Origin of the sequence: Bradyrhizobium sp. HKCCYLR20261, assembly GCF_051168435.1 — a bacterium.
Lineage (GTDB): Bacteria > Pseudomonadota > Alphaproteobacteria > Rhizobiales > Xanthobacteraceae > Bradyrhizobium.
In genome coordinates this window covers 187,499-209,239 of record NZ_JBNPUZ010000007.1, presented here as the reverse complement: position 1 = coordinate 209,239, position 21,741 = coordinate 187,499, and the positions used below count along the sequence as shown (strand labels likewise).

Below are 21,741 nucleotides of genomic sequence, written 5' to 3'. Positions count from 1 at the left end.
TCGATGTGCGCAGCATCGGCACCTCCGGCCCATTCAATGACGAGCCTTCCATGACTCACGCCGAACAGATCTTCGACTATCGCTTTCCGAACGTGGACATGGCCATTGTGACGGTGAAACGGCGACTGACGGAGCTCGCGGCAAGCCACGGCTGGACGGTCGAGGCATGGCAGGAGGGCGGGCTCGGCGACGCGTCAGGCGTGCTCCTCAGACTCGGGTCGGGTCGCATTGTTCTGCTGATGGAGCTGCGTCACCAGATCGAGCATTTCGGCGCGACGGGGCCGACCGCCTTCATCGATGGCGCCGAACTCGCCACAGATGGCGTCGCGCTCCTGGTCGCCGAGCTCCTTGCCGCGCTGGGATTGAGCGAGCAGGAGACGAGCTGGATCGCGCCGCCCGAAAGCCAACGAGCCGCGCTGGACTTGATCAACCATCTTCGCTCCCGGCCTCCGCCGCCGTCGGTCGGACCGCCGCACAGCTACATGCACACGATCAATCCCCCGGACGGCGATACCGAAATCGAGTGCTATGGCGAGCTCGACCGCGATCGTTGTCCGATCCGGTGGATCAGGATGTATCCCGACGGCCGGCTCGAGACCTGCAGTTTCGCTCAGGCGAATTGGCGCGACGTCATGCCGGAAGGCACGATTCCGTCGCTTTCCGAGATCAATGCCCTCAGCGGATTTTCCGCGCGAGAGATCTCGGCGTCCGACTTCGAGGCGGTGTGGCGGAAGGCACTGGGCTTCAAGTGATGAGCGAGACCTAACGTCGCGGATGCGGGGGCAAGCGCGGCACCCCTTGTTTTGCAGCTTCGGGACGAATTTGGAAGTCCTCTAAGAGCGATTCCAGCTGCCGCTCCGTTGACACATTCATGCCATTGCCGTCTTCCCTGATCCCACGATGCATCGTGTTTGAATTTGCTCATTGGAGGGATTGATGAGACTGACCACCGCCGCCCTGCTCGGCGCCGCACTCGCCGGCTTCGCCATCTCGCCGGCCCTGGCCGACGGCTACAAGGACTGCACCAAGCTCGACAAGGCGCAGTGGAAGCCGGCCGCCGAGGCCGAGGCGAAGGCCAAGGCGCTGGGCTACGAGGTGCGCCGCTCCAAGATCGAGGGCAGCTGCTACGAGGTGTATGGCGTCAAGGAAGGCAAGCTGTACGAGCTGTTCTACAGCCCGGAGGACCTCAGCCTGAAGCACACCGTCGCCAAGTAAGCGGCAGAGACGTAGTCGGCAGAGGCGTCATCCGGCGCGGCTGGATGACGTGACATGATACCGATGCACGGCACAGCTCCCAGCGCCAGCGTGAAGACCCCGGACCCGGCCGAGACGGTGCAGGTCTGGGACCTTCCCTTGCGCCTGTGGCACTGGCTGCTGGCCGTGCTGGTGCTGATCGCCTGGGTGACGCCGAACGTTTATGATGGGCTGCACCGGGTGGCGGGCTACGCAATCCTCGGGCTGCTCGCGTTCCGACTGATCTGGGGCCTGATCGGCACGCGCCATTCGCGCTTTCGCAGCCTCAAGGCGCGGCTGCGCGCGACGCCCTCTTATTTGTGGAGCCTGCGGCGCGGCAAGACCGGCCGCTATCTCGGCCTCAATCCCGCGGGCACGGCGATGCAGCTTGTGCTGCTGCTCGTGCTGATCGTCTCCGCGGTCACCGGCGCGATGCAGGTCACCGTGCGCTTCTTCGGCCTCTGGTGGGTCGAGGACACCCACGAGGTGACGTCGTATCTCTTGATCCCGCTCGTCGTGCTGCATGTCGCCGGCGTCGTGCTGGTGAGCCGGATGCAGGGCGAGAATCTCGCGCGCGCCATGCTGACCGGGCGCAAGCTGCTGCGGCGGACGATGCCTCGCGCGCACCGCGACCGCCCAAGACTCAACTCATAAGCGACACACGGAACTCGCAATCCGCGGCCGTTGCGCTGATGTCACAGGTCACGCAAAAGCTGCCGGCGGCACACGCTGTGATATTGCGCCCGGCCGCCCGGCACCGAACAATCGCAGGTATCGGATGCCTGACCGCTCCTGCTCGCAGGGGCCTGGATCTCGGAGGCCGGATGATGAGCTCGCAGCAGTTCACCACGCGTGCGTTGTGCCGATCTTTTGTCCTCGCCGGCTGCGTCATGGCCTGGCCTGCCGGCGCTGCCGAGCCGGAGGCGGCGACGCCAGTCGTTGCAGAGGTCACGGCGGTGACCACGACCGAGGCCGCGGCTGCGCAGCCGCTCTCGTCGGAAACGGCGCTGACGACGGCATCGATCACGCCGTCGGCGGCTCTCCCTGCCGACGAATCGCCGGCACCGTCAGGCGACATCCCGAAGCCCACCGTCGCCAGCGCCGATCGTATCGAAATCCTCGACGAGTGCCCCGATATCGACGCCTGCGTCGACCGCTATCTGTTCGCGCTGTATGAGCGCGCGCCGAAGCTGGACAAGATCAGGGAGACCGAGCGCCGCGTGGTCACCATCAAGCGCAAGGGTCGCTTGGTCAAGGTGACGCGCAGCTTCACCAGGCTCGTGGACAATGATTTCACCTGGAAGGATCCGAAGGCCGCCGAGCGCGTCGGCCGCAGCATGGCGGAATACGTCATCGGCGGCATGGACCGCGGCTTCAAGCTGAAGCTGTTTCACACGCTGCACGCCGCCGAGGCCGCAGGGCTCGCGCCGGGCATCACCAGCGGCTTCCGCGACGATTATCGCCAGGAGATCGCCAGCGGGCTGAAGGCCGCCAGCAACCGCTCCTATCACGGCGGCAGCCTGCGCGGCGGCTACGGCCATGGGCTCGCGGCCGACATCGTCAGCGTCAACGGCGCCACCCGCGCGCAGCGCTGGGTCGCGACCGAGCAGCTCTGGAAGTGGGTCGACGCCAATGGCAAGAGCTATGGCATCGGCCGGCCCTATCTCGATCGCGACCCGCCGCATGTCGGCCCGGTCGACGGCGAGGAATACACCAAGCACCGCACGCCGGCCGTGAAGCTCGCGGCGGCGGAGACGAAGAAGCATAAGCGGATCGCAGCGCGGTCGGAGCATCATCCCGCCAAGCGCGCGAAGGCCGTGCGCGCCTCGGCGCTGGGCTCGCGACGGACCGGCTAACGCAGGCCAGTCGATCGGCCGTCCGGACGGCAATCGGCCGCCCGGGACAGAAGCGGCCGAGAGGCGCTATGGTGACGGTCTCCCACCTGCCGCCTCATGAGACGATCATGCCATCACAATCGCCGCCCGAGCCCGCCGATGCCGCCGCACGGCGCGCAGTCCGCCCCGCCATTGTCTATCCCGCCGGCACGCTGCCGCGGCCGGACATGACGATGCTCGAGGCGGCGCGGCAGACGCTGAGCAAGGTCGACGAGGTGATCGTGCCGCCGCGCGATGCGCGCAGCTTTCGGGTGGCGCGCGGGCAGTTCTTCCGCATCGTCAGCATCGAGGGCCCGCAGGTCGGAGACCTCAATCTGTGGCATGCGCATGATCTGTCCGAGCGCTTCTTCAGCGGCAAGACGCGGGCGCTGCATGCCACGCACGTCTCCACCGGCGACCGGCTGTGGAGCACCATGCCGAACCTGCGGCCGATGGCCACGATCAGCTACGACACGCTCGGCTGGTACGGCTTCGACGCCGACGGCGCCGGCATCCACGACGTGATCGGCACGCGCTGCGATCCCTACACCAACCGCCTGCTCAGCGGCGGCAGCTATGACTTCTGCTGCCATTCGAACCTGTCGCGTGCGCTGGCCGCCGAGCTGAAAGCAGAGCCGCGAGCCGTCGAGCATCACGTGCACGACGTCCTCAACGTCTTCATGTGCACCGGCTTCACCCGCGATACGCATCAGTACTTCATGAAGGCGAGCCCGGTGCGTCCCGGCGACTTCATCGAGTTCCTGGCCGAGATCGACCTCATTGGCGCGCTCTCGGCCTGCCCGGGCGGCGACTGCGGCGCGACGCATTCGAGCGATGCGGCGGCCTGCCATCCGCTGCGCGTCGAGATCTACGAGCCCGACCGGACGCGGCTGGCCGGCTGGCCGTGGCCGCAGCCGAACGACTATCATCGCGGCCACGGCGCGGCGCGCGCGGGCGGCTGAACGGAGCTGGACAAACAAAAGGCCGGGGCGATGCCCCGGCCTTCGTCGTCTCCGCCGCGCGTGAGCGCTGCGATCAGTAGCGGTAGTGGTCCGACTTGAACGGGCCTTCCTGCTTGACGCCGATATAGGCGGCCTGGTCGGGACGCAGCTCGGTGAGCTTGACGCCGATCTTGGACAGGTGCAGGCGCGCGACCTTCTCGTCGAGCGACTTCGGCAGCACGTAGACTTCCTTCTTGTACTTGCCGTCCTTGTTGTTGGCGTAGAGCTCGATCTGCGCCAGGGTCTGGTTGGTGAACGACGCCGACATCACGAAGGACGGGTGGCCCATCGCATTGCCGAGGTTCACGAGGCGGCCTTCGGACAGCAGGATCATGCGCTTGCCGTCGGGGAAGGTGATCTCGTCGACCTGCGGCTTGACGTTCGTCCACTTCAGGTTCTTCAGCGAGGCGACCTGGATCTCGTTGTCGAAGTGGCCGATGTTGCAGACGATGGCGCGATCCTTCATCGCGCGCATGTGCTCGATGGTGATGATGTCCTTGTTGCCGGTGGCGGTCACGAAGATGTCGGCACGCGGCGCGGCGTCTTCCATCGTGACGACCTCATAGCCCTCCATCGCCGCCTGCAGCGCGCAGATCGGATCGATCTCGGAGACCATGACGCGGCAGCCGGCCTGGCGCAGCGAGGCGGCCGAGCCCTTGCCGACGTCGCCGAAGCCGGCGACCATCGCGACCTTGCCCGACATCATCACGTCGGTGCCGCGGCGGATGCCGTCGACCAGCGACTCGCGGCAGCCATAGAGGTTGTCGAACTTCGACTTGGTGACGCTGTCGTTGACGTTGATCGCGGGCCACAGCAGCGTGCCGGCCTTCTGCATGTCGTAGAGGCGATGCACGCCCGTGGTGGTCTCTTCCGACACGCCCTTGATCGACTTGGCGATCTCGGCGAAGTAGCCCTTCGGCTTCTCCTTGAGCTGCTTCTTCAGAAGCGCGAAGAACACCTCCTCCTCCTCGGAGGCCGGCTTGTCGAGGAACGCGGTGTCGCCGTTCTCCGCGCGCAGGCCGAGATGGACGTACATGGTGGCGTCGCCGCCGTCATCGAGGATCATGTTCGGGTGGCCGCCGCCGTGCCAGTCGAACAGCTTGGCGGTGTAGTCCCAATAATCGACCAGGGTCTCGCCCTTGACGGCGAACACCGGAATGCCGGCGGCGGCGATCGCGGCGGCGGCGTGGTCCTGGGTCGAGTAGATGTTGCAGGAGACCCAGCGGATGTCGGCGCCGAGCGCGGCCAGCGTCTCGATCAGCACCGCGGTCTGGATGGTCATGTGCAGGGAGCCTGCGATGCGCGCGCCCTTCAGCGGCTGCTTCGGGCCATACTCCTCGCGCGTCGCCATCAGGCCGGGCATCTCGGTCTCAGCGAGCGAGATCTCCTTGCGGCCGAACTCGGCGAGCGAAATGTCCTTGACGATGTAGTCGGTAAAGCCTGGCTTGGCGGTCATGTCGGGTTTCCTGGTCGGATGAATTCGAAACTGGTCGTGACGAACGAAGAGAGACGCGTCGAGGCGCAGTCCAGATCACTCCCCCCGTTCCTCACGGGGAGAGGCAACGGCGGCCTTCTGCCGCCGTCTTCAGTCTGACGACACCGATGCGAAGCATCGGCTGTCATCTCTCCCCGCGCGCGGAGAGAGATGACGTATGCATCACACCGCGCGCTTGAGCGGCTCGACGAGGTCGGTCTTCTCCCAGGAGAAGCCGCCCTCATTGTCCGGCGTGCGGCCGAAATGGCCGTAGGACGACGTGCGCGCGTAGATCGGGCGGTTGAGGTCGAGGTGGGTACGGATGCCGCGCGGCGTCAGGTCCATGGCCTTGGCCACGGCCTTCTCCAGCGCATCCTCCGACACCTTGCCGGTCCCGTGCGTGTCGATATAGATCGACAGCGGCCGCGCCACGCCGATGGCGTAGGCAAGCTGCAGGGTGCAACGGTCGGCGAGACCGGCGGCGACAATGTTCTTGGCGACATAGCGCGCCGCATAGGCGGCCGAGCGGTCGACCTTGGTCGGGTCCTTGCCGGAGAACGCGCCGCCGCCATGCGGAGCCGCGCCACCGTAGGTATCGACGATGATCTTGCGGCCCGTGAGGCCGGCATCGCCGTCGGGACCGCCGATGAAGAACTTGCCGGTCGGATTGATGTGCCAGATCGTCTTCGAAGTGATCCAGCCTTCCGGCAGCGCCTTGCGCACGTAGGGCTCGACGCGCTCACGCACCTGCGCCGAGGTCATGTCCTCGACCAGATGCTGATGCGAGACCACGATCTCGCGCACGCCGACCGGCTTGCCGTTCTCATATTGCACGGTGACCTGGCTCTTGGAGTCCGGGCCGAGCACCTTTTCGACGCCGGAGTGACGGGCTTCCGAGATCAGGCGCAGGATCTTGTGGGCGTAGAAGATCGGCGCCGGCATCAGATCCGGCGTCTCATTGGTGGCGTAGCCGAACATGATGCCCTGGTCGCCGGCGCCCTCTTCCTTGACTTCGCCCGGCTGCAGCGCGTCGACGCCCTGCGCGATGTCGGCGGACTGCGGGTGCAGCAGGATCTCGATGTCGCAGGTCTTCCAGTGGAAACCCTTCTGCTCGTAGCCGATGTCCTTGATGGCCTCGCGGACGACGTGCTCGATGTGCTCGTTGGTGACCGAGGACGGGCCGCGGGTCTCACCGGCGATCACGACCTTGTTGGTGGTGGCCAGCGTCTCGCAGGCGGCGCGGATAGCCCACGGATCGATGCCGGCCTTCGGTCCTTCGCGGTAGAACAGGTCGACGATCTCGTCCGAAATGCGGTCGCAGACCTTGTCCGGATGGCCTTCGGACACCGATTCCGACGTGAACAGATATGACGCGCGCATCAAGCAACCCCTTCTTTGCCGCCCACGGCGGTCGTTTGTATTGATCTCAAGGTGACCTCGATTGATCCCCAGGATGTCAGTCGCGACGCCGCGAGATGACGTAGGACTCGTCGTAGAACCACAGCCCGTTGTGCTTTCGCAGGACCTCTCTGGCGGCGTCGAGCGCGCGGGACGAGTGGGCCACCTCGGTCAGGCGGTCTTCCTCGATCTGCGCGACATACACCGCCGCGTTCCAGGCTGCAAAGGCCGTCGAGGTTCCGATCGCACCGGTGACCTCGTTGGGCAGAGCCTCCATCTCATACCTGAAAATCGAGCGATTGTCCGCATAGGCGTTAAAATTTAAGTCCCGCCCACTGGAGCCCAGCTCGTACTTGACGGCGCGCAATAGCTCATGGCGGCTGACCGAGAAAGGATTTTCTCCGGGCCACACCGACTGGATGATTTCCAGGCCCGGATCCTGGCCGTGGGAGTGGATTCCGATCAGCCGGCCGCCCGGCTTCAGCGCCCGCGCCAGCGGTGCGATGATGCGCTTGGCGCGGAAATTCACCGAGGACCGCGCCCGGTAGGGCTGCGAGGCGATGATCAGGTCGAAATTGGCCTCGACCCGCCCTGCCCTGGGAATGATGTTGTCGAGCAGGAAGCGGTGGTCCTCGCGATAGAGCACCAGCGCGATCGGCCGCTCATAGACCGGCATGCCCGTCCGCTGGGAGACGTTGGCGCGCCAGTTCTGCTCCAGGAACGGCTTCAGCGCCGTGATCTGGGCCTCGAAATCTCCCGAGGAATCGCCCTGCAGCACGACCTCGTGCCAGATCATCGAGGCCGCCACCGAGGGCGAGGCCGGCGTCAGCCATGGTGCCTCGGCATAGTTCATGTTGGTGAACACGAACACCGAGGCCGGATGCTCGAACAGCCGGTCCGGCACTTTTTCGAGCGTCAGCCGGACGTCCTCGAGGCTCAGCTCCTTGCCGGCGACATAGAACGGAATGTGTGGAAAACGGCCGTGCATCGTGCGCAGCACCTTCGACAGCACGGTGCCGTCGCCGACGCCCGCGTCGAACAGCCGCAACGCGGGCGGACGCGGATGTATGCTGGCGAGCTCCAGGCCGACGCGCTCGGCGACCACCCGCTTCTCGCTGCAGGTGTGCACGAACAGCAGATATTTCTGCCGGTTCTCGAAGAAGCGGAAATTGCTCTTGGGGTCGCGCTTCTCCGGCACAACGTCGAGCCGCGGCGGCGGCAGCGTGCCGGTGGACGCTGCGATATAGGCCTGGATGCGGTCCAGCGTGTCGATGGTGATGCGCTTGCCCTCGCGCAGCCGCTGCACGAGCTTGCCGTCGTTCACGGCGCGGCGGCCGAACGTCGATTCCGCCATGTCCGACTGGCGGCAGAACTCCGTGATCTGGGCGAGCAGCTGATCGTTCTTCATGCGGCCGGGAACGGGTGGGAAACGAGGGTGGGCAGATGCCCGTTGGCCCAACGCTGTAGCACCTTCTGCCCACCAATGGAAAGGGGCTGAACCCGGAACTGCCCGGACGCAACAAACCGGAGTGGTTCCCGCCCTCGCTTCCCCCCGGTCCCTGCCGATGCGCCGCTCTTTCCTGCTGCTGATACCGCTGCTGACGGCCCTCTGGGCACCTCCCAGCTTGGCCCAGTCGAAGTCCCAGCTCGGCCCGCTCTGCACCACCGAGACCACGCCGGCCGACCAGATGATCGCGGCCTGCAACAAGATCATCGCGCTGAAAGTGTTCTCCGGCGCTCAGTTAGGGACGATCTACTTCTGGCGCGCTGTCGGCTGGAACAAGAAAGGCGACTACGCCCATGTGATCGCCGATGCGACCGAAGCGCTGCGGCTGCAGCCGGCACAGGCGATCTACAATCTCCGCGGCTCGGCCTATTACGACAAGGGCGAGTATGAGATCGCGATCGCCGATTTCAACGACGCGCTCAAGGGCGGCCCGCCGAGCGGCACGATCTTCCACAACCGCGGCAATGCCTATCGCGGCACGGGCGACTACGCCAAGGCGATCGCCGACTATGACCAGGCGATCAGGCTGACGCCGAAATCCGCGCTGTCCTGGCAGAACCGCGGCATCTCCAAGGCGGCGACCGGCGATCTCGACAGTGCGCTCACCGACATCAACGAGGCCATCCGGCTCGATCCGGCCTTGGCCTCGCCGCTGGTCAATCGCAGCGTGATCTGGCGCGCCAAGGGCAATGTCGACCGCGCCATCGCCGATGCCTCCGAGGCGGTCCGGCTGGCGCAGAATCCACCCGTCAATGTGATGACCCCACCCGGCAGTGTGGTCATCTCGGCGCATGTGCATCGCGCGCTGGCCTATGAGGCGAAGGGCGAGCGCGATGCCGCCAAGGCCGATTATGCCGCGGCGCTGAAGCCCACCGCCTCCGATGCCGGCAGCAAGGCCAACCAGGCCACCGCGAAGGTGCGGCTGTCGCTGCTGTCCGAGCCCCCTGCTCCACCGGCGCAACGCGCCGAGCCGGCGGCAGTCTCGCCCTCCTCCGAACTGGCAGCGGCTCAGACCTTGCCGCGCATGGCGCTGGTGATCGGCAACGGCGCCTATGCGCATGTGCAGCCGCTGCCCAATCCGCCGCGCGACGCGCGCATTGTTGCCAAGAGCCTGCGCGACATCGGCTTCACCGTCGTCGAGGGCATCGATCTCGATCGCGCGGCGATGCAGGCCAGGACACGCGACTTCCTGCGCGAGGCGGCGCAGGCGCAAGCGCAGATGGCCGTGGTGTTCTACGCCGGGCACGGCGTGCAGATCGACGGCCGCAACTATCTGGTGCCGACGGACATCGCGCCCTCCGCAGGCAGCGACGTGGTCACCGCGATGATCGACATGGACCAGATCCTGGCCGGTCTCGATGACCAGATCCGCACCAACATCCTGATCCTCGACGCCTGCCGCAACAATCCGTTTGCTGCTCCCATGACAGCCAGTCCCGGCGCGAGCCGAAGCCTGAGCGCCAGCGGTCTTGCCGCGCCGACGTCGCTCGGGGCCGGCGCGACGTCCGGAGCGGGCACGCTGATCGCCTTCGCCACGGCGCCCGGCAAGGTCGCGCTCGACGGCCAGGGCGACAACAGCCCGTTCTCGGCGGCCTTGTCGCGACACATCGGCACGCCCGGCCTCGAGGTGCAGCAGATGCTGACGCGCGTCCGCGCCGAGGTCGTCGCCGCCACCCAGAACAAGCAGGTGCCGTGGTCGAACTCGTCGCTGCTCGGTGAGGTCTATCTCGCGGCGAAATGAGCCGCGGCTGGGGGCATCACCCGGCACTGCGGCGGATGCAGCGTGGTCGAATCCTGCTATCCTCACGGCCGACAGAGACGACACGGATCGCAGCCGGACGCCGCGACCGCAGGCAAACGTTCGTCTCGCATGCCGGGGAGAGGCGTACATGATCAATCGACAGAGTCTCGTCGTTGGACTGGGCTTGGCGCTTGCACTTTTGGGCAACGCCGCGCGCGCCGACGACGTCACCGGTGTCTGGCTGCGCGAGAGCGGCGCCTCGAAGGTGAAGTTCGCGCCCTGCGGCGGCGCCGTCTGCGGCACGCTGGTCTGGATCAAGGACGGCACGGATACCCCGGCCAAGGTCGGCCAGCGATTGTTCTCCGGGATGAAGTCGACGGGTCCCAACGCGTGGGCCGGCAGCTACAGCAATCCGGATGACGGCAAGACCTATGATGCCAAGATGACCCTCTCGGGCAACACCCTGACGACCTCGGGCTGTGCGCTCGGCGGCATGATCTGCCGGTCATCGACCTGGACGCGGGCGAACTGAGATCAGGAAAGCTGGATCCGGCAGGGCCTGATCCTGCTCGATCATCTCTGATCTCAGACGCCGATGACTTCCCCAGATTCTCTCGGCGAGCTCGCCCCCACAGGCGCAGATAGCGCTGACGATCGATCAAGAAGAGAGAGGGCGACAGCCGGGGGCGCGGGTCGCAACCTGTGCTTTGGTCATGGATCGCCGGCCGGGCATGTTCAGCAACAAGGCCGCCAGCTCGGTGCGATTGTGGGCTCCGAAGCGGCGACACAGGTTTGCGACATGCTCCTTCACGGTCTGATCCGAGATCCCCATCTCCCGCGCGATTTCCTTGTTGGTTTGGCCACGACACACGCGAACAGCCACCTCGGCCGAGCGTGGCGGAAGCGATGCGGACAGCAATGGTGCCGGTTCGTGAACCGGGCTGCCACTCAGATGCGCCTCGATCTCGCCGGCTTTCATGTTCGTCAAAGCGAGCGAGCCGGCACGGCACAGGAGTTCCATGCGCTGCCGCGTCCGCGACGTGTACGGTGCATCCTTGTTAGTCGTCGCGGTGAACAGCACGCCGACGATCTTGTCGCTGCTCCACAGCGGCCCACCCATGTTGTAGGCAAAGCCCCATTCGTGCAGCATCTCGAACGATGCACTGTGCCGCCATTGCTGCGGACCGACCACGGATTCGCCGTCGGCCGCGCAGCCCCTGGTCATGATGCAGTCGAGCACGGGATCACACTTCCAGAAACCGGCCTTGTAGTTCTCCAGCAGGCCCTCGGCGACATGATCGCTGTAGACCAACTCAGGCTCGAGGCCATCGAGAAGATAGAGACCGACTGTCGGCGACCCTGTCATGCGCGCAATCGCAGAACAGCAGGCAATGCCGAGTGACCGAACGGACCGGCTCTCTGCGATCGAGAGCAGCTGATCTGCGAGCTGCCTCTCGGGCAGACCACCCCCATGCTCCTGTTCGGCTCTCACCAACGTTCCTCGCGAGATCGTGTCGCGCCCGAGAGCAACGACGTGGAATTGGCGATTATTATAGGCTTAAAGCTTCGTCGCTGCTTGTTGTCTGGTCAAGCGAAAAGAAGCGGCAAAGCTTCGTTCCAAGGGCTCAGCTTTGCGGCAGTGCACCTCTGTCGTCCCCCCCATGATGGGGGATTGCCCGTTCACCGACCTCATCCCTAGCATCCAAGCATCGTGATCGCGCGGCCATTGTTGCGCGGTTCCGACGGGGAAGGTCGACATCATCGCAAGCCGTCCATCACACGTGCCAACCGGCTTGGCACGCGACGGACTCGTATTGCACAGCGCCGCCCCGTGTTCACACCGACCCGAGCCTTCCCGCCGCCCATGCGCGCGTGGGCGGCCAACAGCCTGACGTTGGAGACATCGACCATGAGCCTTCTTGCACAGCGCGCGGCCAAATCCACCGCAACGCCGACGGTGGCCGACTTTCATGCCCGGCTGGACGCTCTGCTTCCGCTGGTCGAGTCGAAAGCCGCCGAGGCCGAGGCGCAGGGCTATCTGACCGATGACGTCGTGGCCGCGCTGCGCAAGGCCGGCATCTACACCATGCTGTTTCCGAAGGAGGTCGGCGGCGCCGAGCTTCTTCCCTACGACGCGATGACCGTGATCGAGCGCCTCGCCTACACCCACGCATCCGCCGGCTGGTGTGCGATCGGATGCAACATGGAAGGCACGACACTCGCCATCTACCTCGAGGATGAGGGCGTGAAACAAGTGTTTGCTGGTGGCCCGGATATCACCATTGCCGGCAACGGCGTTCCACGGGGATACGCTCGCCCTGTCGACGGCGGCTATATGATCCGCGGCAATTGGGCCTATGGCAGCGGCATCCAGCATGCAGAGTGGGTGCATTCCGGCTGCTTCGTGACGGACGCATCCGGCAAGGACATGGTGTTGGGGCCGAACGGCCAGCCCAAGATCGTCGTCGCCCATCATCCGCGCGCGACGATCAAGCTGATGGGCAATTGGGACGTGCTCGGCCTGCGGGCGACCGGAAGCTTCGACTATACGCTGAGCGAGGGCGACGAGCTGTTCGTGCCTGCTCACATGACCTACGATTTCGACATCGAGGCGCCGCGCCGCGGCGGCGCGCAAGGCGGACTCGGACTCGCAGGCTACAGCGCCTGGGCGCATTCGGGCTGGGCGGTCGGCGTCGGACGCCGCATGCTCGACGAACTCGTGAAGGTCATCGTGCAGCGCCAGGACCCCTTCGGCAAATCGCGCGAGAGCGCGAGCTTCAAGTTTCAATACGCGCAGGCCGAAGCCCGCTTCCGCGCGGCGCGGGCGCTGGTGCATGAAACCTGGCAAGACGTCTCCGAGACCTGCGCCAACGGCAAGAAGCTGTCGCTGGACCAGTTGACGATGATCAAGCTGTCGCTGCGCCACATCCACGACGTGCTGTCCGACGTCGGGACGTTCGCGCACCGCGCCGCGCGCGGAGCCTCGCTGCACAACACGCCGATGCAGCGTTTCTATCGCGACATCCACGCCGGCACTCAGCACATCCTGATGGCCGACCAGATCGTGGAGGAATGCGGCCGCGCGCTGCTCGGCCTTCCCGGCCCGGGCGCGCAATGGACCGTATTCGGGGTCACGGGCTGAACGTGCGGCTGGGCATGAGGGCGTGGACGTGACGACAGCTCGGATCGTCGGTTTCTGCGGCAATAGCTGGCGGCCGGCAAAATCGCGCATACTGATGGAAGCCGTCGCTGCCGATCTGCGCGACAAGCACGGCTTCGAAACCAACGTGCTCGACCTCGTCGATGCGGGCACAGGCCTCGCCGCCTTCACCCGCATCGGGCTCGACGGCCAAGCCAGCGCTGTCGTCGAAGCCATCGAGCAGGCCGATGGCCTCGTGATCGGATGCCCGGTGTTCCAGGGCTCCTATCCCGGTCTGTTCAAGCACGTCTTCGACCTGATCGAACCGCGCAGCTTGCGCAATCGGCCGGTGCTGCTCACGGCCGTCGGCGGCGGTCTGCGCCACTCCCTGGTGGTCGAACACCAGCTCCGTCCGCTGTTCGGCTTCTTCGAGGCCTGCACGGTCTCGACCGCGATCTACGCCAGCAGCGGCGACGTCCAGATCGATCAACCGTTCGCGCCGGCGATCACGGAGCGCATCGCCAATGCGGTCGAGCAGTTCGCCATGATGCTCGACGGCCGCCGGGCGAACGCCGCGTGAACTTGCCTCCCGACACACGACCACAGACATCAGCCGGAGTTGGCGCCTTGCACGACACACTCAAACTCTCCCCCGATCTCACCGGCTTCATTCGGAGCGAATACGACATCAACGGCGTGCAGACGGTGGTCCTGCAGATCGGAAGCGGTCCGCCGCTGGTGTTCCTGCACGGCACCGGCACCTTCACCGGCTTCGAGATGGCGCGGGACTGGGCGAAGCGGCACACCGTGATCATTCCCTATCACGCCGGCTTCGGCGAGTCCGGTGATGCCGATGCGATCGACACGATCGAGGATCACACGCTCCACTACATGGATCTGTTCGATCGACTCGGGCTTGCGCAATTCGACCTCGCCGGCTTCTCGCTGGGCGGATGGCTCGCCGCGGAGTTCGCGATCCGCCAGCCGTATCGCGTGCGAAAGCTGGTCCTGGTCGCCCCCGCAGGTCTCGTGGTGCCGAGCGCGCCGGCACCGGGACTGTTCGATATCCCGCCGCAGGAATTGCCGGCCTATCTCGCGCATGATCCAGCCGCAGCGCTGCGTTACTTTCCAACCGCTCCAGACCCCGACTTCGACCAGCGCCTGGGACGCGAGGTCACAGGCTTCGCCAAGCTGATCCGCGACGAGCCTCAGGGCAATCCCAAGCTCGCGAACTGGCTGCATCGGCTTGCAATGCCGACCCTGGTGCTGTGGGGCGCGGCCGACCGGCTGCGTCCGACGGCCCAAGCGGAGGCCTGGAAGTCCGGCCTGCCCAAAGCCCGCGTCACGCTGGTGCCCGCGACGGGCCATCTCGTCTTCGAGGAGACTCCCGCTGCCGCGCAGCACGTCCTCGATTTTCTCGCCGATTGAACACCGCAACAGAGGACACAAGCATGATCGAGATGCCCCCGGGCGTGACCCCGTCCGAACAAGGCTTCGGCAACATCGTCTGGAACATTCTGGGCCAGACCTACACGCTCAAGCAGCACTCCGAAGCCTCGATGGCCTGGCACGCAGTGTTTCCAAGCGGGACGTTCGTGCCGCCGCATGTGCATCCGACGCAGGACGAATTCGTCTACGTGCTGACCGGCCGTTACGACCTGTGGCTCGACGGCAAGGATTTCGTGGCCAAGGCCGGCGATCTCGTTCGCATGCCCAAGGGGATCCCCCACGGCATCTTCAACAAGTCGGGTGAGACCGCGACGAGCCTGTTCTGGGTGGCGCCGACGCGTTCGCTGAAGGAGCTGTTCGAGCGGATCCATGACCTCGCCGATCCCGAGGAAGTCGTGCGCCGCGCCGCCGAGCACGAGGTCAATTTCCTGCCGCCGCCCGCCTGACTCCCGGGCCCGTGCCAGACGATATCCAGCCTGCGAGGATCGACCATGACCGTGCTGACGACAAACTGGACGACAATTTCCGAAAGCGACCGCCGCCGGATCGCACGCTGGCAAAAGGGAATGCTGGCGCTGGCGGTGCTCTGTGAGATCTTTCTTGCGGCGGACTGGTACGCCTTCGCGGCGGTCCTGCCCTTCGTCTCCGAAAGCCTCAAACTCGATGCCGCCGAGGCAGGGTTGGCGCAAGGAATCTTCGCGCTCACCTACGGCATCGGAATGGTGGTGTGGTCGCCGGTCAGCCGCTCGATGACCGCGCGCAATCTGCTGCTGATCGGGCTTGCCGGCACCGGCCTCGGCATGGTGCTCCAGGTGTTCGTCCAGAGCTATCTCCAGCTCATCCTGCTGCGGCTCGTGATCGGCTTCTTCGACGCGGCCATCTTCATCGGCAACATGAAGCTGATCTTCGGCTGGTTTCCGCAGAGCCAGCGCGGCTCGGTGGTCGGGATCATCCTCGCCGCCTATAGCCTCGCCATCACGCTGGATTTCGCGCTCGGCATTCCGCTGACGATCGCGACCAGTTGGCGGACCTTCTTCGCCGTTCTGGCGGTGGGAACGCTGATCGTCGCGGCGGTCGACGCGCTCGTCGTCCGCAATCATCCGCGCGAGATCGATGTCGACGGCTTCACCTGGGGCAACGAGGCCCAGCAGCAGCATCTGCCGCTCGGCGAGATCTTCCGTTCGAAATGGATCGCGGTCGGCGGCTTCGGCATCGTGGCCTGCACCTTCGCCATCGCAGGCACCGCCACCTGGGTCGTACCTGCCTTCATCGCCGTGCAGCACATGGCGCCGGACTCCGGCGCGGTGATCGGCACCGTGATGGGACTGTCTCAGGTGTTGTTCCTGGTGATCGGCGGCTACATGTCCGACCGCTTGGGCAAGCCGTTCATGATCAAGCTGACCGCATTCCTGGCCCTGCTCACCGCCCTGATGTTCCTGTGGAGCGTCGTCACGCCGATGCCGTTCGGCATGCTGGTGCTGTTTGCGGCGCTCAGTGGCATCGCGCTGCTGGGCGGCGGCGCGATCTTCGCCCTGTTGAGCGAAAAATACTCCGATGCGCTCGCGCCGGCGGCGATCGGCTATGCCGAGGTGTTCGGCATCCTCTCGGCCTTCGTCGCACCATGGATGATGGGCGCGATCATCAGCGCCTCGGCCGGCTCGTTCACCGGCGCCTTCATCGCCTTTGCCGCGGTCGAGTTCATCATCGTCGGCCTGCTGATGATCCTCGCCCGCGACGACGTCAGGCAGGCGGTGACCGTCGGAAGTCCCGCGGAATAGGTCGCAACGACTTTGCGCGGGGCTGTCGTCCCACGTGTTGCGACGTTCCCGAGTGAAGGGTGCTGCACTAACGCAAACGGGGCGGACATCGAGTCCGCCCCGCTTCGATAAGGTCACGTGAGCGGCGCTGGGATCAGCCATCGCTCAGGGCTCCGCTCCTAAAGAGCTTACTTCCCCCAGATCTCCTCGGCGAGCTCGACGCAGAGGCGCAGCTTGGCCCACTGCTCTTCCTCGCTCAGGATGTTGCCTTCCTCGGTCGAGGCGAAGCCGCATTGCGGCGACAGCGCGAGCTGGTCGAGCGGAGCGAACTTCGAGGCCTCTTCCATGCGGCGCTTGATGTCGTCCTTCTTCTCGAGCTCGCCGACCTTGGAGGTGACGAGGCCGACGACGACGACCTTGTTGCCCTTGGGCAGGAAACGCAGCGGCTCGAAGCCGCCGGCGCGCTCGCTGTCATACTCCAGGAAGTAGCCGTCATAGTTGGTGTTGGCGAGCATGGTCTCGGCGACCGGCTCGTAGCCGCCCGAGGAGATCCAGGTCGAGCGGAAATTGCCACGGCAGACATGGGTGGTGATGGTCATGTCGGCGGGACGGTCGGCGATCGCGTAGTTGATGATGCGCGAATAGATCTGCTGCAGGCCATCGGGATTGTCGCCACGCTCGCGCGCCTTCTGCAGCTCGTCCTGCGAGCAGAGATAGGCCCAGACGGTGTCGTCGAACTGCAGATAGCGGCAGCCGGCGTCATAGAACGCCTTCACGGCCTTGCGGTAGGTCTTGCCGAGATCCTCGTAGAACGCGTCGAGATCGGGATAGACGTCCTTCGAGATCGACTTGCGGCCGCCGCGGAAGTGCAGCACGGCCGGCGACGGGATCGTCATCTTCGCCGTCACATGCGCCGTATCGGCGTGCTTCTTGAGGAAGCGGAAGTGGTCGAGCATCGGATGGTCGTCGGGGAAGTCGAGCTTGCCGATCACGCGCACCGCGTCATGACGGGTCTGCACGCCCGTGAACTGGATGCCGGCGTCGGGATGAAACAGCTCGCAGCCGGTCAGCTTGGCGAGGAAGTCGAAATGCCACCAGGAGCGGCGAAACTCGCCGTCGGTCGCGAGCTTCAGGCCGGTCGAGGCCTGGCGGTGTACGACCTTCTCGATCTCCATGTCCTCGATCTTGGCGAGGTCGGCCGCGGAGATCTCGCCCTTCTCCAGCTTGGCGCGGGCGTCCTTGATCTTCTGCGGGCGCAGCAGGCTGCCGACTTCGTCGGCGCGGAAGGGAGGCTTGGTGCGTTGCATCTGTTCACTCCTTGGAATGGTCGACGTCTTCGATTGGGTCGTTGGACCGGTTGAATGATCTACCTTGACGTGCGGCCCCGTGGCCGGCGCCCGCGCGTTCTCAAAAGCCGGGGCAAGCCCTAGCGCGTCTCCGATCAGTATACAATTCCGTTCGGTCAGGATTGTGTGCGGGGCGTGGAAAGTCCCACCCGTGCGCCGGTCTGGCTTTGGAGTCTAGGCCGATTTCACGATTCCGGTCATAGGGCGCTCTTGACTGCGCTCCCTGCGGTCGATGTTCCGGTATACAGAATAACACCCCCGCTCCTGTTCGAGACAGCTTGCCTCGCCGGCCAGGCCCGTCCAGCGAACCCGAGCATCAGTGCGCCGCAGCGCTGGCGACTCCGAGGTGCCGCTCCAGCGGCGCAGGGTCAGCCTTCAGGTCGCTTGACGGCGCATCGTGCACGATGGTGCCGCGCTCCAGGATCACGACACGGTCGGCCAGCGCGAGCAGCTTCTGCGCATGCTGCTCGACGATGATCGAGCACAGCCCGCCGGCGCGGCTGATGGTGCCGATCGCGGCCAGGAGCTCCTCGACGATGATGGGCGCCAATCCTTCGGTCGGCTCGTCCAGCAGCAGCACCTTCGGGTTCAGCGTCAGCGCGCGGCCGATCGCCAGCATCTGCTGCTCTCCGCCGGAGAGCTGGTTGCCGAAATTGTTGCGGCGCTCCTTGAGCCGCGGAAACATCTGGTAGACGCGCTCGACCGTCCACGGGCCCGGCTGCGCCACCGCGGTCATGTTCTCCTCGACCGTCAGCGAGCGGAAGATGTTGCGCTCCTGCGGCACCCAGCCGATGCCGGCGCGGGCGCGCTGGTCGGCGCGCAGGGACGTGATGTCGGTGCCGCCGAGCGCGAGCTTGCCGGAAAAGCGGCGGGTGACGCCGACGATGGAGTTGATCAAGGTGGTCTTGCCGGTGCCGTTGCGGCCGAGCAGCGCCAGCACCTGGCCTTCCGGCAGCGACAGCGACATGTTCGGCAGCACGACGGCCTGGCCGTAGCCGGCGCGGAGGTTCTCGATGGCGAGCAGATCGGTCATCACGCGGCCTCGCCGAGATAGACGGCCTTGACCTGCGGATCGCGCGCGACCTCCTCAGGCGTGCCCTCGACCAGAAGCGCGCCGGAGACCAGGACGGAGATGCGGTCGGCGAAGGAGAAGACGAGATCCATGTCGTGCTCGATCAGCAGCACCGTGACGTCGCGCGGCAGCGCGGCGACGGCGGCGAGAATGTCCTTGCGCTCGCCCTCGGGCACGCCAGCTGCGGGCTCGTCGAGCAGCAGCACGCGCGGCTTGGCGGCGATCGCGACCGCGATCTCGAGCAGGCGCTGCTTGCCGTAAGGCAAGGTCGAGGTGCGGTCGTTCATGACGTCGAGCAGCCGGAAGCGCTCCAGGGTCTCGGCGATCTCGGCATTGATGTCGTCGCGCGTGCCCATGCGCCGCCACCAATTGCCGCCGCCGCCGAGCCGCTCGGACACGGCAAGGCCGATGGTCTCGAGCGGCGTCAGGTCCGGATACAGCTGGTTGATCTGGAAGGTGCGCGACAGGCCGCGCAGCACGCGCTTGTGCACGGGCAGATCGGTGATGTCCTGGCCTTCGAGCAGGATGCGTCCCGAGCTCGGCTCCAGTACGCCGGTGAGCTGATTGATCACGGTGGTCTTGCCGGCGCCGTTCGGGCCGATCAGCGCGTGCCGGGCGCCAGGAACGATCTGAAGGGAGAGATTGCGGGTGACGTGGAGGCCGCCGAAATGCTTATCGAGGCCGCGCGTTTCCAGGGCGTAGGTCATGGCGCTTCGTTGTCGGTGAGGGCCACCGCGGCCTTGCGGCCGGCGATCTGCCGGAGAATCAAATTGGGCAGCCACAGCGCATAGCCATGGATACGATGGCGGCCGACCAGCACGATGATCACGAGTACGAGGCCGATCCAGAACATCCAATATTGCGGCGTGATCCACTGAAACAGCTCCTGCAGCATCCGGAACACCGCGGCGCCGATCAGGCCGCCATAGAGATAGCCGGAGCCGCCGATGACCAGCATCAGCACGAGGTCGGCGGAGCGTTCGAACGAGAACACGTCGAGCGAGGCGAGCGCCGTGGTCTGCGTGAACAGCGCGCCGGCGACGCCCGCGTAGAACGCCGCGACGGTGTAGATCGCGATCAGGCGCTTGTTGACGGGAATGCCGACGGCGGCGGCGCGCAGCGGATTGTTCTTGATGGCGCGCAGCGACAGGCCGAACGGCGAATGCACGATGATCCGCGCCAGCAGGAACAGCACGAACAGCACCGCGAGCGCATAGAAGAAGCCGGTCTTGCCGAACATGTCGAAGGCGAACATTCCGAAGATCGGCTGGATGTCGATGCCCTGGAGACCGTCGGTGCCGCCGGTGATGTTGGAGAAGCGCTCGGCGAGCGCCTCCATCAGGAGCGCGATCCCGAGCGTCACCATCAGCCGCGTCAGGTCGACGCCGCGGATGACGAGGAAGCTGGTGGCGAAGCCGAGCACGGTGGCGGCAAGGCCGGCGACGATCAGCGCCAGCACCGGCTCGTTGATGAGGCCGTGCACCGACAACAGGCCGGCGCAATAGGCGCCGACGCCGAAGAACGCGGCGTGGCCGAGCGAGACGATGCCGGCATAGCCGAGGATCAGATCGAGCGACAGCGCGAACAGCGCCAGCCGCAGGATCTCGGTCATGATCAGATAGCGCGAGGGAAACGCCAGCCCGACCGCCAGGACGACGATCCAGAAGGCGAACTCGCTCCAGTGCCAGCGGCCGTGCTGCCTTGCGTGAAAGCCGACCTCGGTTTGTGCGTTCGTGGTCATGCGATCCTCACCGCGTCGCCGTGCGACCGAACAGGCCGTTCGGGCGCCAGATCAGGATCACGATCATGATGGTGTAGATGACGAAGGGTCCGAGCTTGGGCACGTAATACTTGCCGGCGACATCGCCGATGCCGAGCAGCAGCGAGGCCAGGAACGGACCGGTGATCGAGGACGAGCCGCCGACGGTGACCACGATCAGGAAGTAGATCATGAACTTCAGCGGGAAATACGGATCGAGGCCGAGAATCTCGGCGCTCAGCGCGCCGCCCAGGCCGGCAAGGCCGCAGCCGAAGGCGAAAGTGAAGGCGAACACCTGCGGCACGTTGATGCCGAGGCCGCTGGCCGCGCGCGGATCATCCACCGCGGCGCGCAGCCGGCTGCCGAAGCGAGTCTTGGACAGGACGAGTTGCAGCCCGACTGTGAGCAGGCCGCAGATCACGATGATCATCAGCCGGTAGCGGCCGATGCCGACGCCGAAGATGTCGAACTGGCCCTGCAGCACCGCGGGCAGTTTGATGAAGATGCGCGACGAGCCCATGATGTAGTCGACTGTCGCGACCGTCATGAAGACAAGCCCGATCGAGAACAGCACCTGGTCGAGATGGCTGCGCGCGTAGAGATGCTGGTAGAGCGTGCGCTCCAGCAGAGCTCCGATCAACGCGCTGGCGACGAAGGCCATCGGCAGCGCGGCGAAGAACGGCCAGCCGATGCGGTTGACGAGCACCGCGCAGACATAGCCGCCGGCCATCGCGAAGGCGCCGTGCGCCAGGTTGACGAAGTTCATCAGGCCGAGCGTCACGGCAAGCCCGCAGGCCAGCACGAACAGCAGCATGCCGTAGGCGACGCCGTCGAACAGATTGGTGAGGATGGAGGTCATTGAGGTGTACGTCGGCCCCTGGTCTCATCCCTTCCAGGGAAGGGCACACATCAAACGCTTGCTCGGTCAGCGCCTCCCCCGCTTGCGGGGGAGGTCGGATCGCATCATCAGATGCGATCCGGGTGGGGGAAA

The 21,741-nt window shown here is 65.6% G+C and carries 21 protein-coding genes; 12 read left to right on the top strand and 9 right to left on the bottom strand.

Going from position 1 to position 21,741, the window contains the following annotated elements; translation table 11 throughout:
- Positions 1–5: 5 nt before the first annotated feature.
- From ACQR1L_RS19075 to ACQR1L_RS19055, 5 genes are all read left to right on the top strand, one after another.
- Positions 6–752, top strand: a complete 747-nt coding sequence (locus tag ACQR1L_RS19075; protein ID WP_434859453.1) for a DUF6881 domain-containing protein — start codon at positions 6–8, stop codon at positions 750–752.
- A 184-nt stretch (positions 753–936) separates the two neighbouring features.
- Positions 937–1,215 (top strand): PepSY domain-containing protein, encoded by a 279-nt coding sequence (locus ACQR1L_RS19070; protein ID WP_172112682.1) that lies wholly within the window; start codon positions 937–939, stop codon positions 1,213–1,215.
- A gap of 54 nt (positions 1,216–1,269) precedes the next feature.
- Positions 1,270–1,887, top strand: coding sequence for a cytochrome b/b6 domain-containing protein (locus ACQR1L_RS19065; protein WP_434859452.1), 618 nt, complete (start codon positions 1,270–1,272; stop codon positions 1,885–1,887).
- A 170-nt stretch (positions 1,888–2,057) separates the two neighbouring features.
- Positions 2,058–3,089, top strand: coding sequence for a hypothetical protein (locus ACQR1L_RS19060; protein ID WP_434859451.1), 1,032 nt, complete (start codon positions 2,058–2,060; stop codon positions 3,087–3,089).
- A 107-nt stretch (positions 3,090–3,196) separates the two neighbouring features.
- Complete coding sequence (locus ACQR1L_RS19055) at positions 3,197–4,069, top strand: urea carboxylase-associated family protein (RefSeq protein WP_434859450.1); 873 nt, start codon at positions 3,197–3,199, stop codon at positions 4,067–4,069.
- A 73-nt stretch (positions 4,070–4,142) separates the two neighbouring features.
- Here ACQR1L_RS19055 and ahcY read toward each other — a convergent pair whose 3' ends face one another.
- The 3 genes from ahcY to ACQR1L_RS19040 form a co-directional block, all read right to left on the bottom strand.
- Positions 4,143–5,564 carry an adenosylhomocysteinase gene (ahcY, locus tag ACQR1L_RS19050; RefSeq protein ID WP_434859449.1) on the bottom strand — a complete coding sequence of 474 codons (1,422 nt, stop codon included), beginning with the start codon at positions 5,562–5,564 and terminating at the stop codon, positions 4,143–4,145.
- Positions 5,565–5,765: 201 nt separating this feature from the next.
- Positions 5,766–6,962 (bottom strand): methionine adenosyltransferase, encoded by a 1,197-nt coding sequence (gene metK, locus ACQR1L_RS19045; protein WP_434859448.1) that lies wholly within the window; start codon positions 6,960–6,962, stop codon positions 5,766–5,768.
- Positions 6,963–7,038: 76 nt separating this feature from the next.
- Entirely contained in the window at positions 7,039–8,388 is a 1,350-nt protein-coding gene (locus ACQR1L_RS19040; RefSeq protein ID WP_006609480.1) for a hypothetical protein, read from the bottom strand.
- Between the two features lie 157 nt (positions 8,389–8,545).
- On the opposite strand from ACQR1L_RS19040, the gene ACQR1L_RS19035 reads away from it, so the two are divergent.
- Both ACQR1L_RS19035 and ACQR1L_RS19030 read left to right on the top strand, forming a co-directional pair.
- Positions 8,546–10,228, top strand: a complete 1,683-nt coding sequence (locus ACQR1L_RS19035) for a caspase family protein (protein WP_434859447.1) — start codon at positions 8,546–8,548, stop codon at positions 10,226–10,228.
- 148 nt (positions 10,229–10,376) lie between these two features.
- A complete protein-coding gene (locus tag ACQR1L_RS19030) occupies positions 10,377–10,760 on the top strand; it encodes a DUF2147 domain-containing protein (protein ID WP_434859446.1) in 384 nt (127 codons plus the stop codon).
- Positions 10,761–10,886: 126 nt separating this feature from the next.
- Here the strand turns inward: ACQR1L_RS19030 and ACQR1L_RS19025 are convergent, their stop codons facing one another.
- The gene (locus ACQR1L_RS19025; RefSeq protein WP_434859445.1) at positions 10,887–11,594 is read right to left on the bottom strand and encodes a response regulator transcription factor; all 708 of its coding nucleotides are present in this window, start codon (positions 11,592–11,594) and stop codon (positions 10,887–10,889) included.
- Between the two features lie 543 nt (positions 11,595–12,137).
- On the opposite strand from ACQR1L_RS19025, the gene ACQR1L_RS19020 reads away from it, so the two are divergent.
- Genes ACQR1L_RS19020 through ACQR1L_RS19000 form a run of 5 tightly spaced genes read left to right on the top strand, consistent with a single transcriptional unit; the run spans position 12,138 to position 16,594 of the window.
- Positions 12,138–13,370 (top strand): acyl-CoA dehydrogenase family protein, encoded by a 1,233-nt coding sequence (locus ACQR1L_RS19020; protein ID WP_434859444.1) that lies wholly within the window; start codon positions 12,138–12,140, stop codon positions 13,368–13,370.
- Between the two features lie 28 nt (positions 13,371–13,398).
- A complete protein-coding gene (locus ACQR1L_RS19015) occupies positions 13,399–13,947 on the top strand; it encodes an NAD(P)H-dependent oxidoreductase (RefSeq protein ID WP_434859443.1) in 549 nt (182 codons plus the stop codon).
- A 47-nt stretch (positions 13,948–13,994) separates the two neighbouring features.
- Positions 13,995–14,795 (top strand): alpha/beta fold hydrolase, encoded by an 801-nt coding sequence (locus ACQR1L_RS19010; RefSeq protein WP_434859442.1) that lies wholly within the window; start codon positions 13,995–13,997, stop codon positions 14,793–14,795.
- Positions 14,796–14,818: 23 nt separating this feature from the next.
- The gene (locus ACQR1L_RS19005; RefSeq protein WP_434859441.1) at positions 14,819–15,262 is read left to right on the top strand and encodes a cupin domain-containing protein; all 444 of its coding nucleotides are present in this window, start codon (positions 14,819–14,821) and stop codon (positions 15,260–15,262) included.
- Positions 15,263–15,307: 45 nt separating this feature from the next.
- Positions 15,308–16,594, top strand: a complete 1,287-nt coding sequence (locus ACQR1L_RS19000) for an MFS transporter (protein ID WP_434859440.1) — start codon at positions 15,308–15,310, stop codon at positions 16,592–16,594.
- A 167-nt stretch (positions 16,595–16,761) separates the two neighbouring features.
- Here the strand turns inward: ACQR1L_RS19000 and ACQR1L_RS18995 are convergent, their stop codons facing one another.
- From ACQR1L_RS18995 to ACQR1L_RS18975, 5 genes are all read right to left on the bottom strand, one after another.
- Positions 16,762–17,880: a cobalamin-independent methionine synthase II family protein gene (locus ACQR1L_RS18995; RefSeq protein WP_434859439.1), complete on the bottom strand. Its 1,119-nt coding sequence runs from the start codon at positions 17,878–17,880 to the stop codon at positions 16,762–16,764.
- Positions 17,881–18,235: 355 nt separating this feature from the next.
- The gene (locus tag ACQR1L_RS18990; protein WP_434859438.1) at positions 18,236–18,952 is read right to left on the bottom strand and encodes an ABC transporter ATP-binding protein; all 717 of its coding nucleotides are present in this window, start codon (positions 18,950–18,952) and stop codon (positions 18,236–18,238) included.
- Positions 18,952–19,698 carry an ABC transporter ATP-binding protein gene (locus tag ACQR1L_RS18985; RefSeq protein WP_434859437.1) on the bottom strand — a complete coding sequence of 249 codons (747 nt, stop codon included), beginning with the start codon at positions 19,696–19,698 and terminating at the stop codon, positions 18,952–18,954. The genes ACQR1L_RS18990 and ACQR1L_RS18985 overlap by 1 nt, the downstream gene beginning before the upstream one ends.
- Entirely contained in the window at positions 19,695–20,732 is a 1,038-nt protein-coding gene (locus ACQR1L_RS18980) for a branched-chain amino acid ABC transporter permease (RefSeq protein ID WP_434859436.1), read from the bottom strand. Before ACQR1L_RS18980 ends, ACQR1L_RS18985 begins: the two co-directional genes overlap by 4 nt.
- A gap of 7 nt (positions 20,733–20,739) precedes the next feature.
- A complete protein-coding gene (locus ACQR1L_RS18975; RefSeq protein WP_434859435.1) occupies positions 20,740–21,609 on the bottom strand; it encodes a branched-chain amino acid ABC transporter permease in 870 nt (289 codons plus the stop codon).
- Positions 21,610–21,741: the final 132 nt, after the last annotated feature.